Raw genomic sequence first — 16,842 nt, 5'->3', positions numbered from 1 at the left:
AGAATGACTTCGGGTTCACCGACCGATTTGCGACGAAAGATGAGACGCCAAGTGGAGAACATGCGTTCGACAAGGTATGTGGCGGTTTGTCCGGCGAGCACCAGGTGACAGCGCCTCGCCAACCGCAAACCAACGGATGGCGGAGTAATTCAACGGTTGCATCAAACCGGACTCAAGGGGAGGGCCGACCTGGAGGCCGCTCGGCTCAACTTCCTTAAACCGTATTCCCACCACTCCTCAGCGCGTCATTGGTACCAAAACCTCGATTCAGTCTCCCAAGAGCTGACACCGCGCCAAGCCCGAGGTGGTTGGAAGCGCGGCTATGATTACGTGAGACTTGACCCTAATGTGCCACGAATTCACGTATACACCTGTCGAACCCGGTAGCCTCACCACGCTGACCTTAGATCCGGGGCAGATCGACATTTGGATCGGTATGGTCGATGAAACGATCGAGAGCGGCGTGGCCAAGCAGCTCGTGCGGGTTCTTAGCGAAGAAGAGCGTCGGCAGCAGGCGCGTTTTTTGTTCGAGAAAGACCAGCGCCGCTATCTCGTTACCCGTGCGCTCGTTCGTTACGTGCTGTCGCGCTATGTTCCGCTGGCCCCGGAGCAGTGGAGATTTGGTGCCGCTCCGCATGGACGGCCATTCATTCTCAACGATGTTCCCCAAGCCAAGCGCTTGAACTTCAATATTTCGCACTCCGGCCAAGTGGTGCTGATGGCGTTGACCCGCGACGGACAGCTCGGCATCGACGTCGAAGAAACTGGCCACAATGTGGCGCAGACAGTCGCCGATCATTATTTCGCTGCGCGAGAGATCAGGCAGTTGCGTGCAGCGTCGCCGGCCGAGCATGCGCACCGCTTCCTGGAATTCTGGACACTCAAGGAAAGCTATATTAAGGCGCGCGGCATGGGGCTGTCGATACCGCTGCAAAAGTTCGGGTTCGAGTTAGGCTACAGCCAAGAATTGCGGGCCTTCTTTGATCCTGTTCTGGACGACGCTCCCAATAACTGGACTTTCTGGCAGTGGTGCCCGAGCGTGGGCAGTATCGGCGCTCTCTGCGCGCGACGTTGCGGCGTCGCACATCGGATCGCAGCACGACGCGTTGTGCCGTTCGCATGGGAGGAAAATATACTGTTCGATTTGCTACGCGTTGGAGGCGCGTAAATCGTTGCCGCGGTTCCGTTAAGCCATCTTCATCCACGAGTGAAAATGTTCCGGGCAGGCCGATAAATTTGGCGGCAGGCCTCTAGGATTGATGTCTTAGCTCATCGCAGTTCTGCGTGCTATCGCGACACGTAACCCATCGACGTGAGGACGTAACCCATGCAGCAATAACCTCATCGGGATCTAGTCGCTGGTTTGTCAGTGCAAGCCAGTGAGGGGCTTGTGAATGCAGGTTCGCATGCGCTGCGCCAGACTGCATCTGGCGGCCGATATTGATTGCGTATACACTCTGGTTATTGCCATTCCGAGGTTGCAGGGTTATCGGAATGTCTAACTTGGCAATATTTTCTTTTCGGCAATTCCGACGGACCCCCAATGAATGCACCGGTACGACAGCGTCAATTGCTGGCGAAAGAGCTTGGGGAGAACGCGCCCATCCGGCTGCGCGAAATCCCTTATAACTACACGTCGTTCTCCGATCGCGAGATCGTGATCCGGCTGCTGGGCGAGTCATCGTGGCAGTTGCTGGATGAATTGCGCGGTGCCCGCCAGACCGGGCGCTCGGCCCGCATGCTGTACGAAGTCCTGGGCGACATCTGGGTCGTGCGCCGCAATCCGTACCTGCAGGACGACCTGCTGGACAACCCGAAGCGCCGCGCCAAGCTGATCGAAGCGCTGCATCACCGCCTGGCGGAAGTCGACAAGCGCCGCCTGACGGTCGATGCCGGCGAGTCCGACCCCGCCACGGCCGCGCGCCGCAGCGCCGCCGTCGAGCAGCTGCTCGTCGCCGCGCGCAAGGCCGTCGACGACTTCGGCCTCGAATTCGCCGACACCTACGACCTGCGCAAGCGCGCCAAGGCCGTGCTGGGCCGCTACACCGACAAGCGCAACATCCGCTTCGACGGCATGCACCGCACGTCGCACGTGACGGACGCCACCGACTGGCGCGTCGAATACCCGTTCCTCGTCCTGCTGCCGGATTCGGAAGACGAGATGGCCGGCCTCGTGAAAGGCTGTATCGAACTCGGGCTGACCATCATTCCGCGCGGCGGCGGCACCGGCTACACGGGCGGTGCGATTCCGCTGTCGCCGATGTCGGCCGTGATCAACACGGAAAAGCTGCTGCAGATGGGCGAGGTCGAGATGACGCGCCTGCCGGGCGTCGACCGCGAGTACGCGACCATCTTCACGGGTGCCGGCGTCGTCACGCAGCGCGTGTCGCAGGCGGCCGAGAAGGCCGGCTTCGTGTTCGCCGTCGACCCGACGTCCGCGCACGCCTCGTGCATCGGCGGGAACATCGCGATGAACGCGGGCGGCAAGAAGGCCGTCCTGTGGGGCACCGCGCTGGACAACCTCGCGTCGTGGCGGATGGTCGACCCGAACGGCGACTGGCTCGACGTCACGCGCGTGGACCACAACCTGGGCAAGATCCACGACGCCCCGGTCGCCACGTTCAAGCTCGAATGGACGCACCCGTCCGAGAAGGGCGCGCCGAAAGGCCAGCCGTTCCGCACGGAGACGCTGGCCATCGAAGGCCGCCGCTTCCGCAAGGAAGGCCTCGGCAAGGACGTCACCGACAAATTCCTCGCGGGCCTGCCGGGCATCCAGAAAGAGGGCACCGATGGCCTGATCACCTCAAGCCGCTGGATCCTGCACAAGATGCCGAAGTACACGCGCACCGTCGCGCTGGAATTCTTCGGCCAGGCGCGCGATGCGATCCCGTCGATCGTCGAGATCAAGGATTACCTCGACAGCCTGCCGAAGAGCGGCAAGCCGGAATTCGCCAGCCTGCGCCTCGCGGGCCTGGAACACCTGGACGAGCGCTACCTGCGCGCCGTCGGCTATGCGACGAAATCGAAGCGCGGCACCCTGCCGAAGATGGCGCTGTTCGGCGACATCGTCGGCGACGACGAGAACGCCGTCGCGCTGGCCACGTCGGAAGTCGTGCGCCTCGCGAACACGCGCGTGGGCGAGGGCTTCATCGCCGTCAGCCCGGAAGCCCGTAAAAAATTCTGGCTCGACCGCTCGCGTACGGCCGCCATCGCGCGCCACACGAACGCCTTCAAGATCAACGAAGACGTCGTGATCCCGCTGAACCGCATGGGCGAGTACACCGACGGCATCGAGCGCATCAACGTCGAGCTGTCGATCAAGAACAAGCTGCAGCTCGTCGAGGAACTGCACGCCTATTTCACGGCCGGGAACCTGGAAGTGACGAAGGCGGACGACGCGACCGGCGAAGGCGTGTCGAAGGAAGAGATCCTCGGCGACCGTCCACAGCAGGCCGACGAGCTGCTGGGCCGCGTCGCGGCGCGCTGGACCTGGATCACGGCGAACCTCGATCAGCCACTGGGCGACGTGCTCGACAAGCTGGCCGACGTCGGCCTCGATGGTCTCGCCGGCACGTTCCAGGCGCGCCTCGCGCAGCAGCCGGGCGCGAAACTGTTCGACGTCGTGCAGGACCACACGGTGCGCGTCTCGTGGAAGCAGGAGATCCGCGCGCCGCTGCGCCAGATCTTCAACGGCGCGGCCTATGAGCCGATCCTTGCCGAAGCCACCGCGATCCACAAGCGCGTGCTGCGTTCGCGCGTGTTCGTCGCGCTGCACATGCATGCCGGCGACGGCAACGTGCACACGAACCTGCCGGTGAACTCGGACGACTACGCGATGCTGCAGGACGCGCACAAGGCCGTCGAGCGCATCATGAAGCTGGCGCGTTCGCTGGACGGCGTCATTTCGGGCGAGCACGGCATCGGCATCACGAAGCTGGAATTCCTCACCGAAGACGAGATCCGCGACTTCCGCGACTACAAGCAGCGCGTGGACCCGGAAGGCCGCTTCAACAAGGGCAAGCTCCTGAACAGCGACACCGCGTACGCCGACCTGCGCAACGCGTACACGCCGTCGTTCGGCCTGATGGGCCACGAATCGCTGATCATGCAGCAGAGCGACATCGGCGAGATCGCGAACAGCGTCAAGGACTGCCTGCGCTGCGGCAAGTGCAAGCCCGTGTGCACGACGCACGTGCCGCAATCGAATTTGCTGTACTCGCCGCGCGACAAGATCCTCGCGACGTCCGCGCTGATCGAAGCGTTCCTGTACGAAGAGCAGACGCGCCGCGGCGTGTCGATCCGCCACTGGGAAGAATTCGAGGACGTGTCCGACCACTGCACCGTGTGCCACAAGTGCGTGACGCCGTGCCCGGTCAACATCGACTTCGGCGACGTCTCGATGAACATGCGTAACCTGCTGCGCAAGATGGACAAGCGCAGCTTCAAGCCGGCCCACCGCGCGGGCATGTTCTTCCTGAACGCGACCGACCCGACGACGATCAACGCGATGCGCAAGGGGATGATCGACTGGGGCTACAAGGCCCAGCGTCTCGGCGCGACCGTGCTGAAGGCCGTCGCGAAAGAGCAGACGAAGGCGCCGCCTCCGACGACCGGCAAGGCGCCGATCCGCGAGCAGGTGATCCACTTCGTGAACAAGAAGATGCCGGGCAACCTGCCGAAGAAGACGGCGCGCGCGCTGCTGGACATCGAGGACGACAAGGTCATCCCGATCATCCGCAATCCGAAGGTCACCAACGCCGATACGGAAGCCGTGTTCTACTTCCCGGGCTGCGGTTCCGAGCGCCTGTTCTCGCAGGTGGGCCTGGCCACGCAGGCGATGCTGTGGGAAGTGGGCGTGCAGACCGTGCTGCCGCCGGGCTATCTGTGCTGCGGCTATCCGCAACGCGGCGCCGGCCAGTACGACAAGGCCGACAAGATGATGACGGATAACCGCGTGCTGTTCCACCGCATGGCCAACACGCTGAACTACCTCGACATCAAGACGGTCCTCGTCTCGTGCGGCACCTGCTACGACCAGCTGGCGACCTACGAGTTCGAGAAGATCTTCCCGGGCTGCCGCATCATGGACATCCACGAGTACCTGCTGGAGAAGGGCGTCAAGCTGGAAGGCGTGACGGGGATGCGCTACATGTACCACGAACCGTGCCACAACCCGATGAAGCTGGGCGATTCGACGAAGACCGTGAACGCGCTCGTGCAGACCGTCGACAACGTCAAGATCGAGAAGAACGACCGCTGCTGCGGCGAGTCGGGCACGTTCGCCGTGAGCCGTCCGGACATCTCGACCCAGGTCCGCTTCCGCAAGGAGCAGGAAATGGTGAAGGGTGCCGACAAGCTGCGCGCCGACGGCTTCAGCGGCGACGTCAAGATCCTGACGAGCTGCCCGTCCTGCCTGCAGGGCCTGAACCGCTACAACGACGATTCGGGCACCACGGCCGACTACATCGTTGTCGAAATGGCGCGCCACCTGCTGGGCGAGAACTGGATGCCGAACTACGTGGCCAACGCCAACAACGGCGGCATCGAGCGGGTGCTCGTATGATGGGTTGCGAGTTGTGCGAACTGGCCGTGCCGACTGTCGTCGACAACGACAAGTTCGCCGTCATCCTCGTCGACGATGCCAACTACCCCGGCTTCGCGCGCGTGATCTGGAAAGACCACGTGCGCGAAGTGAGCGACCTCGCGGATGCGGATCGCCTGCTGCTGAACGACGCCGTGTACAAGCTCGAACTCGCCGTGCGCGAGGTGATGCAGCCGCTGAAAGTCAACGTGGCGAGCCTCGGCAACGTGGTGCCGCACCTGCACTGGCACGTGATCCCGCGCTACGCCGACGACGCGCACTTCCCCGCGCCCGTGTGGGCGCAGGCGCAGCGGACGACGGACGAGGCGGTGCTCGTCGCGCGCCGGGCGCTGGTGCCACAGCTGGCGGAGGCGATCAAGCGCCGCTTCATTAAGCGGTAAAATTCGCCTATCCACGTCGTCCCCGCGGAGGCGGGGACCCAATTTCGCAAGCGCCGACGCGACGCACGCAGAACTTGGGCTCCCGCCTTCGCGGGAGCGACGGTAATCAACGCTCCCGATCCAATTATGCCCACCCCCACCAACCTCACCATCCGCCAGCAATCGAAGATCCTGGAAATCGCCTTCGACGACGGCGCCGCGTTCTCCATCCCGTTCGAGTTGATGCGCGTGTACTCGCCGTCGGCCGAAGTGAAGGGCCACGGCCCGGGCCAGGAAGTGCTCCAGGTCGGCAAGCGCGACGTGGGCATCCGCGGTGTCGAGCCGGTCGGGAACTATGGCGTCAAGCCGCTGTTCACGGACGGCCACGAGTCCGGGATCTTCACGTGGGATTACCTGTACAAGCTGGGTAACGAGCAGGCCACGCTGTGGCAGGACTACCTGGGCCGCCTGCATGCGGCGGGGTATGAAGGCGACAGCGGGCGCGAAGCCAGCGCCGTGCCGGCGGCCGGGCCGAAAGGCGGCGGTTGCGGCAGCGGTGGGTGCAGCCACTGACGAAAACGAAAAAAGCGCCGGTTTGCACACGGCGCTTTTTCGTTTACCGGCCTGGAATTACTGCGGCTGGATGTTTGACGCCTGCTTGCCTTTCGGGCCGGAGGTCACGTCGAAGGTGACGCGCTGGTTTTCCGCCAGCGATTTGAAGCCTGCCGAATTGATGGCCGAGAAGTGTGCGAACAGATCGTCGCCACCATCGTCAGGTTTGATGAAGCCAAAGCCTTTTGCGTCGTTGAACCATTTCACGGTGCCAGTCGCCATTTGTTTCTCTCTCTAGAAATTTTTTTAACAAGTCATGAAGTATCGCCGGCAGCACATGGTTAAGCGATAAACATCCCTGTTCCTGACTGTGCGCAAGCGAAAACCATTATAAGCAGAGTTTTAACAATTGGGATGCACGTTTGTTATCTTGTGTGGTAAAGCCGACATTGACGTCGACGCAAACGTTTTCTTCGCGTTCGCCCGGGTAAGTCATCTTTAAGTCGGGCGGCGGACCCCGGCTTGTATAATGTGGCAAGACTAAACGGCTTGCTACTATGACCAACACCACCCATTTCGGCTACAAGACCGTCTCGGAAGACGAGAAGGTCCACGAGGTAGCCAAGGTATTCCACTCGGTCGCGTCCAAATACGACGTGATGAACGACCTGATGTCCGCCGGCCTGCACCGCGTGTGGAAGGCGTTCACCATCGCCCAGGCCGGCATTCGTCCCGGCTTCAAGGTGCTCGACATCGCCGGCGGTACGGGCGACTTGTCGAAGGCATTCGCCAAGGCGGCGGGGCCGAGCGGCGAGGTCTGGCTCACGGACATCAACGAGTCGATGCTGCGCGTGGGCCGCGATCGTCTATTGAACAAAGGTCTGGTCACCCCCACCTTGCTCTGTGACGCGGAAAAACTGCCGTTCCCGGACAATTATTTCGATCGCGTCAGCGTGGCCTTTGGCCTGCGCAACATGACGCACAAGGATCAGGCATTGGCGGAAATGCGCCGGGTGCTCAAGCCGGGCGGCAAGTTACTGGTGCTGGAGTTTTCCAAAGTGGCGGCGCCGCTGCAAAAGCCGTATGACGTGTATTCGTTCTCGGTGCTGCCGTGGCTGGGCCAGCGCATCGCCAACGATGCGGAAAGCTACCGGTATCTGGCGGAATCGATCCGCATGCATCCGGACCAGGAAACGCTGAAGGGCATGATGGAAACCGCAGGCCTGGAAAGAGTGCAGTACTACAACCTGACGGCCGGTGTGGCCGCACTGCACACCGGCATCAAACTTTGAGGTGAGCTGATGAAAAAGTTTTTGGCCAGCATGATGATCGCGCTGATGACGCTGTCCAGCGTCGCCGATGCGCGTCCGGTCGGCGGTGGCCGTTCGTTCGGCCGCCAGTCGCAGTCCGTGAGCCGCATGCGCGCCCCGGCGCCCGCACCGGCCCCCGCACCTTACCAGCAGCCGTCGTACCAGCAACGGCCGGCGCCGGCTCCCATGGCGCCGGCCCAGGTGCCGCAGAAACGGCCGAGCATGTGGAAAGGCGTGCTGGGCGGTGCATTGCTCGGCCTCGGCCTGGGCGCGCTGTTCTCGCACTTCGGCATCGGCGGCGCGATGGCCAGCGCCCTGTCGTCGCTGCTGATGATCCTGCTGCTCGTGTTCGCCGTGATGTTCATCATCCGCATGTTCCGCCGCAAGGACACGCCGGCCAACCCGACTTTTACGGGCTTTAACCAGCAGCATCCCGTGCCGGCCTCGGCCACGCCGGAAATCGGTTCGGGCCTGAACAATGCCTATGCCGGCAACCAGGGCGGCTTCCAGTCGGGCTTCTCGAATGCGCCGTCGCTCGACAAGGCCGCGCCCGCGCACGAGCAGTGGGGCGTGCCGGCCGGGTTCGACACGGAAGCGTTCCTGCGCCACGCCAGGTCCTCGTTCATCCGCATGCAAGCGGCGTGGGACCGCGGCGACCTCGCCGACCTGCGCGAATTCACGTCGCCCGAGGTGTACGCCGAACTGTCGCTGCAGATCCAGGAACGGGGCGGCCAGCCGGACTACACGGAAGTCGTCAACATCGATTCGCAGCTGCTGGGCATCGAGACGACCGACCGCGATTACCTGGCGAGCGTCCAGTTCAACGGCATGATCCGCAACGCGCCGGGCGCGGCGCCGGAACCGTTCGTCGAAGTCTGGAACCTGGCCAAGCCGCTCGCCGGCAATGGCGGCTGGGCCCTGGCGGGCATTCAGCAGATCACTTGAAATTTTCGCAAGAAAAGTTCCGTGCTCTAGGGTTTATGCTCTGGTGAACTGGTAAGATCGAAACCGCCCGACCTACGGGCACCTCGAAAAACCGTCGCAAGCGGCCGCAATGCTGTGGGAGAAGCGCAGCTGTACGAGGAGTACAGCGAGCATCGCAGCACAGCAGTGCAACGCGCAGCAGGTTTTTCGACGTGTCCAGTGCCGGGCGGTTTTATTTTGTGCAGACGAAAATGGTCATGTCTTCGACTCCCTCTTTCCTGTCGCCGTCGGCTCCGGCCGTCGCGACGATCAATCACTTGCTGGCGCAGGAAGCCTGGGCGCGCGACGCGCTGATGCGCCATGCCGGCAAGACCGCCGTGATCGATACGGGCCACCTGGCCCTGCGCATGCGCGTCGCACGCGACGGCATGCTCGAGACGGCGGGCGTCGACGACGCGGCCAGCGTCACCATCCACGTCAAGCTCTCCGACCTGCCGCTGATCCTGCAGAACCGCGACCGCGCGTTTTCGTACGTACGGATCGAGGGCGATGCCGAGTTCGCCAACACGATCTCGCAATTGTCCAAGGGCCTGCGCTGGGATGCCGAGCACGATCTCGAGCGCGTGGTGGGGCCGATCGGCGCCGTGCGCCTCGCCGGCGGTGCGCGCTCGGCGGTGACGGGCGCGGCCACGGCCGGACGCCGGCTCGCGGAAAACGTCGCCGAATTCCTGCTGGAAGAACGCCGCGTGCTCGTGCGCCCGGCGACTGTCGATGATTTCGCCGACGACGTCGGCCGCCTGCGCGACGACGTCGAACGCACGGCCAAGCGCATCGCCAAACTGGAGCAGAAGCTTGCCGCGCACAGCATCGCTCCCGTTCCGACGACCCCTGACACGCCTTCGGACCACTGATGATCCTGAAATTCCTGCGCCTGCTGAAGATCTTCACCGTCATCGTCAAGTATGGCCTGGACGAGATCGCGATTTCCGGCCTCCACGTACCCCGCACCGCCCGCCTGATCAATACCGTCTTCTTCTGGCGCCGCATCACGTCGCCGCGCGCGATCCGCCTGCGTCTCGCGCTGGAAGAGCTGGGTCCGATCTTCGTGAAATTCGGCCAGGTGCTGTCGACCCGGCCCGACCTGATGCCGCCCGACATCGTGGCCGAGCTGTCGCTGCTGCAGGACCGCGTGCCGCCTTTCGATTCCGACCTGGCCGTCGCCCAGATCACGCGTTCCCTCGGCGCCTCGCCGGAAACATTGTTCGCATCGTTCGAGCGCACGCCGGTCGCATCCGCATCGATCGCCCAGGTGCACTTTGCCGAGCTCAAGAATGGCAAGCAGGTCGCGGTGAAAGTGCTGCGTCCGGGCATGAAGACCACGATCGATGAAGACATTGCCCTGATGCAGATGGCCGCCGGCCTCATCGAAAAGGTGTGGGCCGACAGCCGCCGCCTGAAGCCGCGCGAGGTCGTGGCCGAGTTCGACAAATACCTGCACGACGAGCTCGACCTGATGCGCGAGGCCGCCAACGCGAGCCAGCTGCGCCGCAATTTCGCGAATTCCGATTTGCTGATGGTGCCGGAGATGTACTGGGACTATTGTTCCAGCAGCGTGATCGTGATGGAGCGCATGAACGGCATCCCGATCTCGCAGACCGACCGCCTCGTCGCGGCCGGCGTCGACCTCAAGAAATTGTCCAGCGACGGTGTCGAAATCTTCTTCACGCAAGTTTTTCGAGACGGCTTTTTTCACGCGGACATGCACCCGGGTAATATCCTCGTGTCTATCGATCCGGACACGTTCGGGCGCTACATCGCATTGGACTTCGGCATCGTGGGCACCCTGAACGATTTCGACAAGGATTACCTGTCGCAGAACTTCCTCGCCTTCTTCCGCCGCGACTACAAGCGCGTGGCCGAGGCGCACATCGAATCGGGCTGGGCGCCGCGCGAGACCCGCGTCGACGAACTGGAAGCCGCCGTGCGCGCGACGTGCGAGCCCATCTTCGATCGTCCTCTCAAGGACATTTCGTTCGGCCAGGTGCTGCTGCGCCTGTTCCAGACGTCGCGCCGGTTCAACGTCGAAGTGCAGCCGCAGCTCGTGCTGTTGCAGAAGACCATGCTGAACATCGAAGGCCTGGGCCGCCAGCTCGACCCGGACCTCGACTTGTGGAAGACGGCGAAACCGTACCTGGAGCGCTGGATGGCCGAGCAGGTCGGCTGGCGCGGCATGGCCGAGCGCCTGAAGGCGGAGGCGCCGCGCTTCGGCCAGATCCTGCCGCAGCTGCCCCGTCTCGTGCACCAGGTCTTGCACAAGCGGGCGTACAGCGACCTCGACATGGGCGACCTGATGGCCAAGCTGGTCGACCAGCAGCGCCGCACCAATCGCCTGCTGGCCTTCCTCGCCTGCGTGACGGGCGTACTGACGGTGATCGTCGTCGGTCTGGAGGTCGCGGGGCACCTGCACTGGACGCCGTGATGGTGGCACCGCCCGCTTTCGCCAGCCGCGATCCGCTGTCGCCGCAATTCTGGGACGAGCGCTTCGAGCGCAGTTTCACGCCGTGGGAGCGGGGTGGAGTGTCGGCGGCATTGCGGCGGTTCGTTTGCGCATCGGCGCGTCCGTTGTCGGCATTGATTCCTGGTTGCGGCTCCGCGCACGAATTGACGCTGATGTGCGAGGCCGGCTGGGACGCCACCGCCATCGATTTCTCGCCCGAAGCCGTCGCGCGCGCCCGCGCGCTGGCCGGACCGTGGGCGGACCGCATCCGGCAAGCCGATTTCTTCGCGTATGCGCTGGAGAAGCCGCTGGATCTCGTCTACGAACAGGCGTTCCTGTGCGCGCTGCCGGGGGCACGCCGGCCGGACGTGGCGCGGCGCTGGGCGGAACTGCTGGGGCAGGGCGGCCTGCTGGCTGGCTATTTTTATTTCGACCAGGTGCCGAAGGGGCCGCCGTTCGGCATCACGCGTGAGGAACTGGATGGCTTATTGACGCCCACGTTCGAATGCGTGGCCGATGAGGCCGTCGAGGATTCGATTCCCGTGTTCGCAGGCAAGGAACGCTGGATGATTTGGCAGCGCCGATAAAAAAGAAAAGGGCCCGCAAGCGGGCCCGAGTGAAGTGCTTTTCTGCGGTATTGCGGCGGGCCGGAAGCCGGTCGCGCAAACTTCTGTTTCTTAATCCTCGTGCAGCATTGCTGCTAAGAATGCTATTTAATCAGTTAAGTTGACGTTCGACAAACAGAAACAATCGTGCGCTGACGAAAAACAACACTGTTTCCATAATGCACCAAGCCGGCCAGGCGTCCATCGGCTCCGTAAAAGCTTTATAATTCAGGGTTTTGATGATTTTTGCGGAGTATTCAGATGCCGATTTACGCCTACCGCTGCGATGAATGCGGTTTTGCCAAGGATGTACTGCAAAAGATTTCCGATCCGGTTCTGACCGTTTGCCCTTCGTGCGGCAAGTCATCGTTCAAGAAGCAAGTCACCGCCGCCGGTTTCCAATTGAAAGGTACTGGCTGGTACGTGACCGACTTCCGCGGTGGCTCTACGCCGGCAACGGGCACGGCCCCATCGTCGACGTCGTCCGACAGTAGCACGGGCAGCAGCACCGACGCGTCGCCCGCGCCGACGCCGGCCGCCGCGCCGGCGAAGGACAGCAGCAGTACCTGACCGCGGCGCCGGCCCATCGCGGCCGGCGCATAATGAGCACCCGACAAATCCTCGGACGAGATCCGTCACGACAATCGATGCGTAAATATTTCATTACCGGCGCGCTGGTCCTGGTTCCCCTGGCGATCACGGCCTGGGTGCTGAACTTCGTGATCAGCACGCTGGACCAGTCGCTCGTGCTCGTCCCGAGCGAGTGGCAGCCGCGCACGTACATCCCGGGCCTCGGCGCCATCATCACGCTGGCCATCGTGTTCCTGACCGGCGTGCTGACCAATAACCTGGTCGGCAAATGGTTCGTGCGCATGTGGGAGCGGCTGCTGCAGCGCATTCCCGTTGTGAACTCGGTCTACGGGAGCGTCAAGCAGGTGTCGGACACGCTGTTCTCGTCGTCGGGCAACGCGTTCCGCAAGGCCGTGCTGATCCCGTACCCGCACGAGAATTCGTACACGATCGCCTTCCTGACCGGCGTGCCGGGCGGCGACGTCAAGAACCACCTGGTGGGCGAGTACGTGAGCGTGTACGTGCCGACCACGCCGAACCCGACGTCCGGCTTCTTCCTGATGATGGAACGGAGCCGCGTCGTGGAGCTGGACATGACCGTCGACGCGGCCCTCAAGTACATCGTCTCGATGGGCGTCGTGGCGCCGCCGTCGCCGCCGTCGCCGCTCGATGCAGCGGCCGGGGCCCCCGCCGCCGCCGCGGAATAGAACCAACAAGGCAGCAAAGAATCCAGGCCCGCCAGAAGCGGGCCACCGAATCAACCAACCAGGATCGAAAAACTATGTCCTCCATGCGTACTCACTACTGCGGCCTCGTGACCGAAGAGCTGCTGGGCCAAACCGTCAGCCTGTGCGGCTGGGTGCACCGTCGTCGCGACCACGGCGGCGTGATCTTCATCGACCTGCGCGATCGCGAAGGTCTCGTGCAGGTCGTCTGCCACCCCGACAATGCGGAGGTCTTCAAGGTCGCCGAGCACGTGCGCAACGAGTACTGCCTGCGCGTGACGGGCACCGTCGTGAACCGCCTGGAGGGCACCGCCAACGCCAACCTGAAGTCGGGCAAGATCGAGATCAACACCACCAGGCTGGAAGTGCTGAACGCTTCGGTGCCGGTGCCGTTCCAGCTGGACGACGACAACCTGTCGGAAACCACGCGCCTGACGCACCGCGTGCTCGACCTGCGCCGCCAGCAGATGCAGCACAACCTGCGCCTGCGCTACAAGGTGTCGATGGAAGTGCGCAAGTACCTGGACAACCTGGGCTTCATCGACATCGAGACCCCGATGCTGACCAAGTCCACGCCGGAAGGCGCGCGCGACTACCTGGTGCCGTCGCGCGTCAACCCGGGCAACTTCTTCGCGCTGCCGCAGTCGCCGCAGCTGTTCAAGCAGCTGCTGATGGTCGCCAACTTCGACCGCTACTACCAGATCACCAAGTGCTTCCGCGACGAAGACCTGCGCGCCGACCGCCAGCCGGAATTCACCCAGATCGACTGCGAAACGTCGTTCCTGACGGAGCAGGAAATCCGTGACCTGTTCGAAGACATGATGCGCGTCGTCTTCAAGAACGCCGCCGGCATCGACCTGCCGAACCCGTTCCCTGTCATGGACTTCGCCACCGCGATGGGTTCGTACGGTTCGGACAAGCCGGACATGCGCGTGAAGCTCCAGTTCACCGAACTGACGGAGCTGATGAAGACCGTCGAATTCAAGGTCTTCAACAACGCCGCCAACATGGTGGGCGGCCGCGTCGTCGGCCTGCGCGTGCCGCAGGGCGGTTCGATGCCGCGTTCGGAAATCGACGCGTACACGCAATTCGTCGGCATCTACGGCGCCAAGGGCCTCGCCTACATCAAGGTCAACGAGAAGGCCAAGGGCCGCGAAGGCCTGCAGTCGCCGATCGTCAAGAACATCTCGGACGACGTGCTGGCCAAGGTGCTGGAACTGACCGGCGCCGAAGACGGCGACCTGATTTTCTTCGGCGCGGACAAGGCCAAGGTCGTGAACGACTCGATGGGCGCGCTGCGCGTGAAGATCGGCCACTCCGAATTCGGCAAGAAGGCCGGCCTGTTCGACGACGTCTGGGCGCCGCTGTGGGTCATCGACTTCCCGATGTTCGAGTACGACGACGAAGGCGACCGCTGGAACGCGACGCACCACCCGTTCACGGCACCGAAGGACGGCCACGAAGACATGCTCGAGACGAACCCGGGCGCCTGCATCGCCAAGGCCTACGACATGGTCCTGAACGGCTGGGAACTGGGCGGCGGTTCGATCCGTATCCACCGCGAGGAAGTCCAGAGCAAGGTGTTCCGCGCGCTGAGGATCGATGCGGAAGAAGCGCAGCTGAAGTTCGGCTTCCTGCTCGACGCCCTGCAGTACGGCGCCCCGCCGCACGGCGGCCTGGCGTTCGGCCTGGATCGCCTGATCACGCTGATGACCGGCTCCGAGTCGATCCGCGACGTGATCGCGTTCCCGAAGACGCAGCGCGCGCAGGATCTGCTGACCAACGCGCCGTCGGAAGTCGACGAGAAGCAGCTGAAAGAGCTGCATATCCGTCTGCGTAACGAGCCGAAGGTCGCGTAACGGATGCGTTTGGTGGGCACGGGGTGCCCACCCTGCGAAATCCTGCCGTTGGGTGGGCACCCCGTGCCCACGCGTGACGTTCGCATAGCGTTACAATCATGCCATGCCCCACAAAATCCCCGAATCCGTTCTGGTCGTCATCCACACCGCCGACCTGGACGTCCTGCTGATCGAACGCGCCGACCGCCCCGGCTTCTGGCAATCCGTCACCGGTTCCCTCGACCGCCCCGACGAACCGCTGCTGGAAACGGCCACGCGCGAACTGTTCGAGGAAACGGGCATCGTGGCCGATGGCGAGCGCATCGTCCTCAAGGACTGGCTCCTGTCCAACGTCTACGAGATCTACCAGACCTGGCGCCACCGCTACGCGCCCGGCGTCACCCACAACACGGAACACGTGTTCTCCGTCTGCGTCCCGCGCGACATCCCGATCACCCTCGCACCGCGCGAGCACCTGCAATACGCCTGGCTGCCGCTGCTGGAGGCGGCCGACCGGTGCTTCTCGTCGTCGAACGCCGAGGCCATCCTGCAGCTTCCCAGGCATGTTCCGGGCAAACGATGAACCTGCCCTATGAATGGGTCATCGGCCTGCGCTACACCCGCGCGGGTAAGCGCAGCAGCCGGAACAGCTTCATCTCGTTCATCTCCCTGATCTCCGTGGCCGGCATTGCGCTGGGCGTGGCGGCGCTCATCGTCGTCCTGTCCGTCATGAACGGCTTCGAGAAGGAAGTCACGGCGCGCATGCTGTCGGTGGTGGCGCACATCGAGATCTTCGACGCGCGCGGCAGCATGCCCGACTGGCAGGCGGCGGCGCGGGAAGCGGCGCGCAATCCGCAGGTGCGCGGCGCCGCGCCGTTCGTCGAGACCGAGGCCATGCTCGTGCGCGACGACACGATGAAACCGGCCGTGATCCGCGGCGTGCTGCCGGCCATGGAGACGCAAGTGTCCGACGTCGCGCGCCAGATGCGCGAGGGCAGCCTGGACGCGCTGCGTGCCGGCTCGTCGAACATCGTGCTGGGCAGCGCACTGGCGCGTGCGCTCGGCGTGGGCGTTGGCGAGCGCATTACCGTGCTGACGACGGCGCCGGCCGCGCCCGGGCAGCGCGGCGTCGCGGGCATGCTGCCGCGGCCGCACACCTTCACGGTGGCAGGCATCTTCGAAGCCGGGCATTACCAGTTCGATTCGACCCTGGCCTTCGTCCATCTCGACGACGCCGAGCGTTTGCAGGGCGTCACGGCGCCAGCGGGCCTGCGCCTGCGGCTGGCGGACATGGATACCGCCCCGCGCGTGGCGCGGGAGCTCAAGCGCAGCATGACAGGCGAACTGGTCATGCGCGACTGGTCGCGGGTGAACGCCACGTGGTTCGCCGCCGTGCAGTCGCAAAAGGGCATGATGTTCATCATCCTCGCCATGATCGTCGCGGTGGCCGCGTTCAATCTCGTCTCGACGCTCGTCATGACGGTGCGCGACAAACAGGCCGAGGTGGCCATCCTGCGCACGCTGGGCGCGTCCCCGGGTGCCGTCATGCGGATCTTCATGGTGCAGGGCACGCTCGTCGGGCTGCTCGGGACGTTGATCGGCGTGGGGCTCGGCGTCGCGGTGGCGCTCAACGTCGACGTGATCGTCCGGTTTATCGAGCACGCGTTCGGCGTGCATTTCCTCGACAAGGGCATCTATTTCATCAGCGAGATGCCATCCGACCTGCTGTGGAGCGACGTCGGGCGCGTGGGCGGCGTGGCCGTGCTGCTGGCCTTCATCGCCACGCTGTACCCGAGCTGGTCGGCCGCGCGAGTCAGGCCGGCCGAGGCGTTGCGCTACGAGTGAGCGCATCGACAAATG

15 protein-coding genes are annotated in these 16,842 nt (G+C 63.8%); 14 read left to right on the top strand and 1 reads right to left on the bottom strand.

The genetic code is table 11. The features are described 5' to 3' along the window. Window positions 1–346 precede the first annotated feature (346 nt). The 4 genes from ACL58G_RS01625 to ACL58G_RS01610 all read left to right on the top strand — a co-directional run bounded on the left by ACL58G_RS01625 (window position 347) and on the right by ACL58G_RS01610 (window position 6,534). The gene (locus tag ACL58G_RS01625) at window positions 347–1,168 is read left to right on the top strand and encodes a 4'-phosphopantetheinyl transferase family protein (protein WP_440964809.1); all 822 of its coding nucleotides are present in this window, start codon (window positions 347–349) and stop codon (window positions 1,166–1,168) included. 375 nt (window positions 1,169–1,543) lie between these two features. Then, window positions 1,544–5,563 carry a DUF3683 domain-containing protein gene (locus ACL58G_RS01620; protein ID WP_440964807.1) on the top strand — a complete coding sequence of 1,340 codons (4,020 nt, stop codon included), beginning with the start codon at window positions 1,544–1,546 and terminating at the stop codon, window positions 5,561–5,563. Then, complete coding sequence (locus ACL58G_RS01615; protein ID WP_413386219.1) at window positions 5,560–5,982, top strand: HIT family protein; 423 nt, start codon at window positions 5,560–5,562, stop codon at window positions 5,980–5,982. Before ACL58G_RS01620 ends, ACL58G_RS01615 begins: the two co-directional genes overlap by 4 nt. A 126-nt stretch (window positions 5,983–6,108) precedes the next feature. Continuing rightward, entirely contained in the window at window positions 6,109–6,534 is a 426-nt protein-coding gene (locus ACL58G_RS01610; RefSeq protein WP_413386220.1) for a gamma-butyrobetaine hydroxylase-like domain-containing protein, read from the top strand. Window positions 6,535–6,591: 57 nt separating this feature from the next. On the opposite strand, the gene ACL58G_RS01605 is transcribed toward ACL58G_RS01610, so the two are convergent. Next, window positions 6,592–6,795, bottom strand: coding sequence for a cold-shock protein (locus ACL58G_RS01605; RefSeq protein ID WP_413339701.1), 204 nt, complete (start codon window positions 6,793–6,795; stop codon window positions 6,592–6,594). 275 nt (window positions 6,796–7,070) lie between these two features. Here ACL58G_RS01605 and ubiE point away from each other — a divergent pair, with 275 nt between their 5' ends. The 10 genes from ubiE (at window position 7,071) to ACL58G_RS01555 (ending at window position 16,827) form a co-directional block, all read left to right on the top strand. Then, a complete protein-coding gene (gene ubiE, locus ACL58G_RS01600) occupies window positions 7,071–7,805 on the top strand; it encodes a bifunctional demethylmenaquinone methyltransferase/2-methoxy-6-polyprenyl-1,4-benzoquinol methylase UbiE (protein WP_056126659.1) in 735 nt (244 codons plus the stop codon). 9 nt (window positions 7,806–7,814) lie between these two features. Then, window positions 7,815–8,768 carry a Tim44 domain-containing protein gene (locus tag ACL58G_RS01595; protein WP_440964804.1) on the top strand — a complete coding sequence of 318 codons (954 nt, stop codon included), beginning with the start codon at window positions 7,815–7,817 and terminating at the stop codon, window positions 8,766–8,768. Between the two features lie 230 nt (window positions 8,769–8,998). Continuing rightward, window positions 8,999–9,658, top strand: coding sequence for a ubiquinone biosynthesis accessory factor UbiJ (locus tag ACL58G_RS01590; protein WP_413386222.1), 660 nt, complete (start codon window positions 8,999–9,001; stop codon window positions 9,656–9,658). Further along, window positions 9,658–11,226: a ubiquinone biosynthesis regulatory protein kinase UbiB gene (gene ubiB / locus ACL58G_RS01585; protein ID WP_413339787.1), complete on the top strand. Its 1,569-nt coding sequence runs from the start codon at window positions 9,658–9,660 to the stop codon at window positions 11,224–11,226. The genes ACL58G_RS01590 and ubiB overlap by 1 nt, the downstream gene beginning before the upstream one ends. Beyond that, window positions 11,226–11,831: a methyltransferase gene (locus ACL58G_RS01580; protein WP_440964801.1), complete on the top strand. Its 606-nt coding sequence runs from the start codon at window positions 11,226–11,228 to the stop codon at window positions 11,829–11,831. Before ubiB ends, ACL58G_RS01580 begins: the two co-directional genes overlap by 1 nt. A 279-nt stretch (window positions 11,832–12,110) precedes the next feature. After that, a complete protein-coding gene (locus ACL58G_RS01575) occupies window positions 12,111–12,419 on the top strand; it encodes an FmdB family zinc ribbon protein (RefSeq protein WP_440964799.1) in 309 nt (102 codons plus the stop codon). Between the two features lie 77 nt (window positions 12,420–12,496). Further along, window positions 12,497–13,126 carry a DUF502 domain-containing protein gene (locus ACL58G_RS01570; RefSeq protein ID WP_440964798.1) on the top strand — a complete coding sequence of 210 codons (630 nt, stop codon included), beginning with the start codon at window positions 12,497–12,499 and terminating at the stop codon, window positions 13,124–13,126. An 83-nt stretch (window positions 13,127–13,209) separates the two neighbouring features. Then, the gene (gene aspS, locus ACL58G_RS01565) at window positions 13,210–15,003 is read left to right on the top strand and encodes an aspartate--tRNA ligase (RefSeq protein ID WP_440964796.1); all 1,794 of its coding nucleotides are present in this window, start codon (window positions 13,210–13,212) and stop codon (window positions 15,001–15,003) included. A 103-nt stretch (window positions 15,004–15,106) separates the two neighbouring features. Continuing rightward, complete coding sequence (nudB, locus tag ACL58G_RS01560; RefSeq protein ID WP_413386226.1) at window positions 15,107–15,565, top strand: dihydroneopterin triphosphate diphosphatase; 459 nt, start codon at window positions 15,107–15,109, stop codon at window positions 15,563–15,565. Then, window positions 15,562–16,827, top strand: coding sequence for a lipoprotein-releasing ABC transporter permease subunit (locus ACL58G_RS01555; RefSeq protein ID WP_440964794.1), 1,266 nt, complete (start codon window positions 15,562–15,564; stop codon window positions 16,825–16,827). Before nudB ends, ACL58G_RS01555 begins: the two co-directional genes overlap by 4 nt. Window positions 16,828–16,842: the final 15 nt, after the last annotated feature.

Origin of the sequence: Massilia sp. GER05 (genome assembly GCF_052056005.1) — a bacterium.
Lineage (GTDB): Bacteria > Pseudomonadota > Gammaproteobacteria > Burkholderiales > Burkholderiaceae_D > Telluria > Telluria orientalis.
This window is presented reverse-complemented; position numbering and strand designations above follow the sequence as displayed.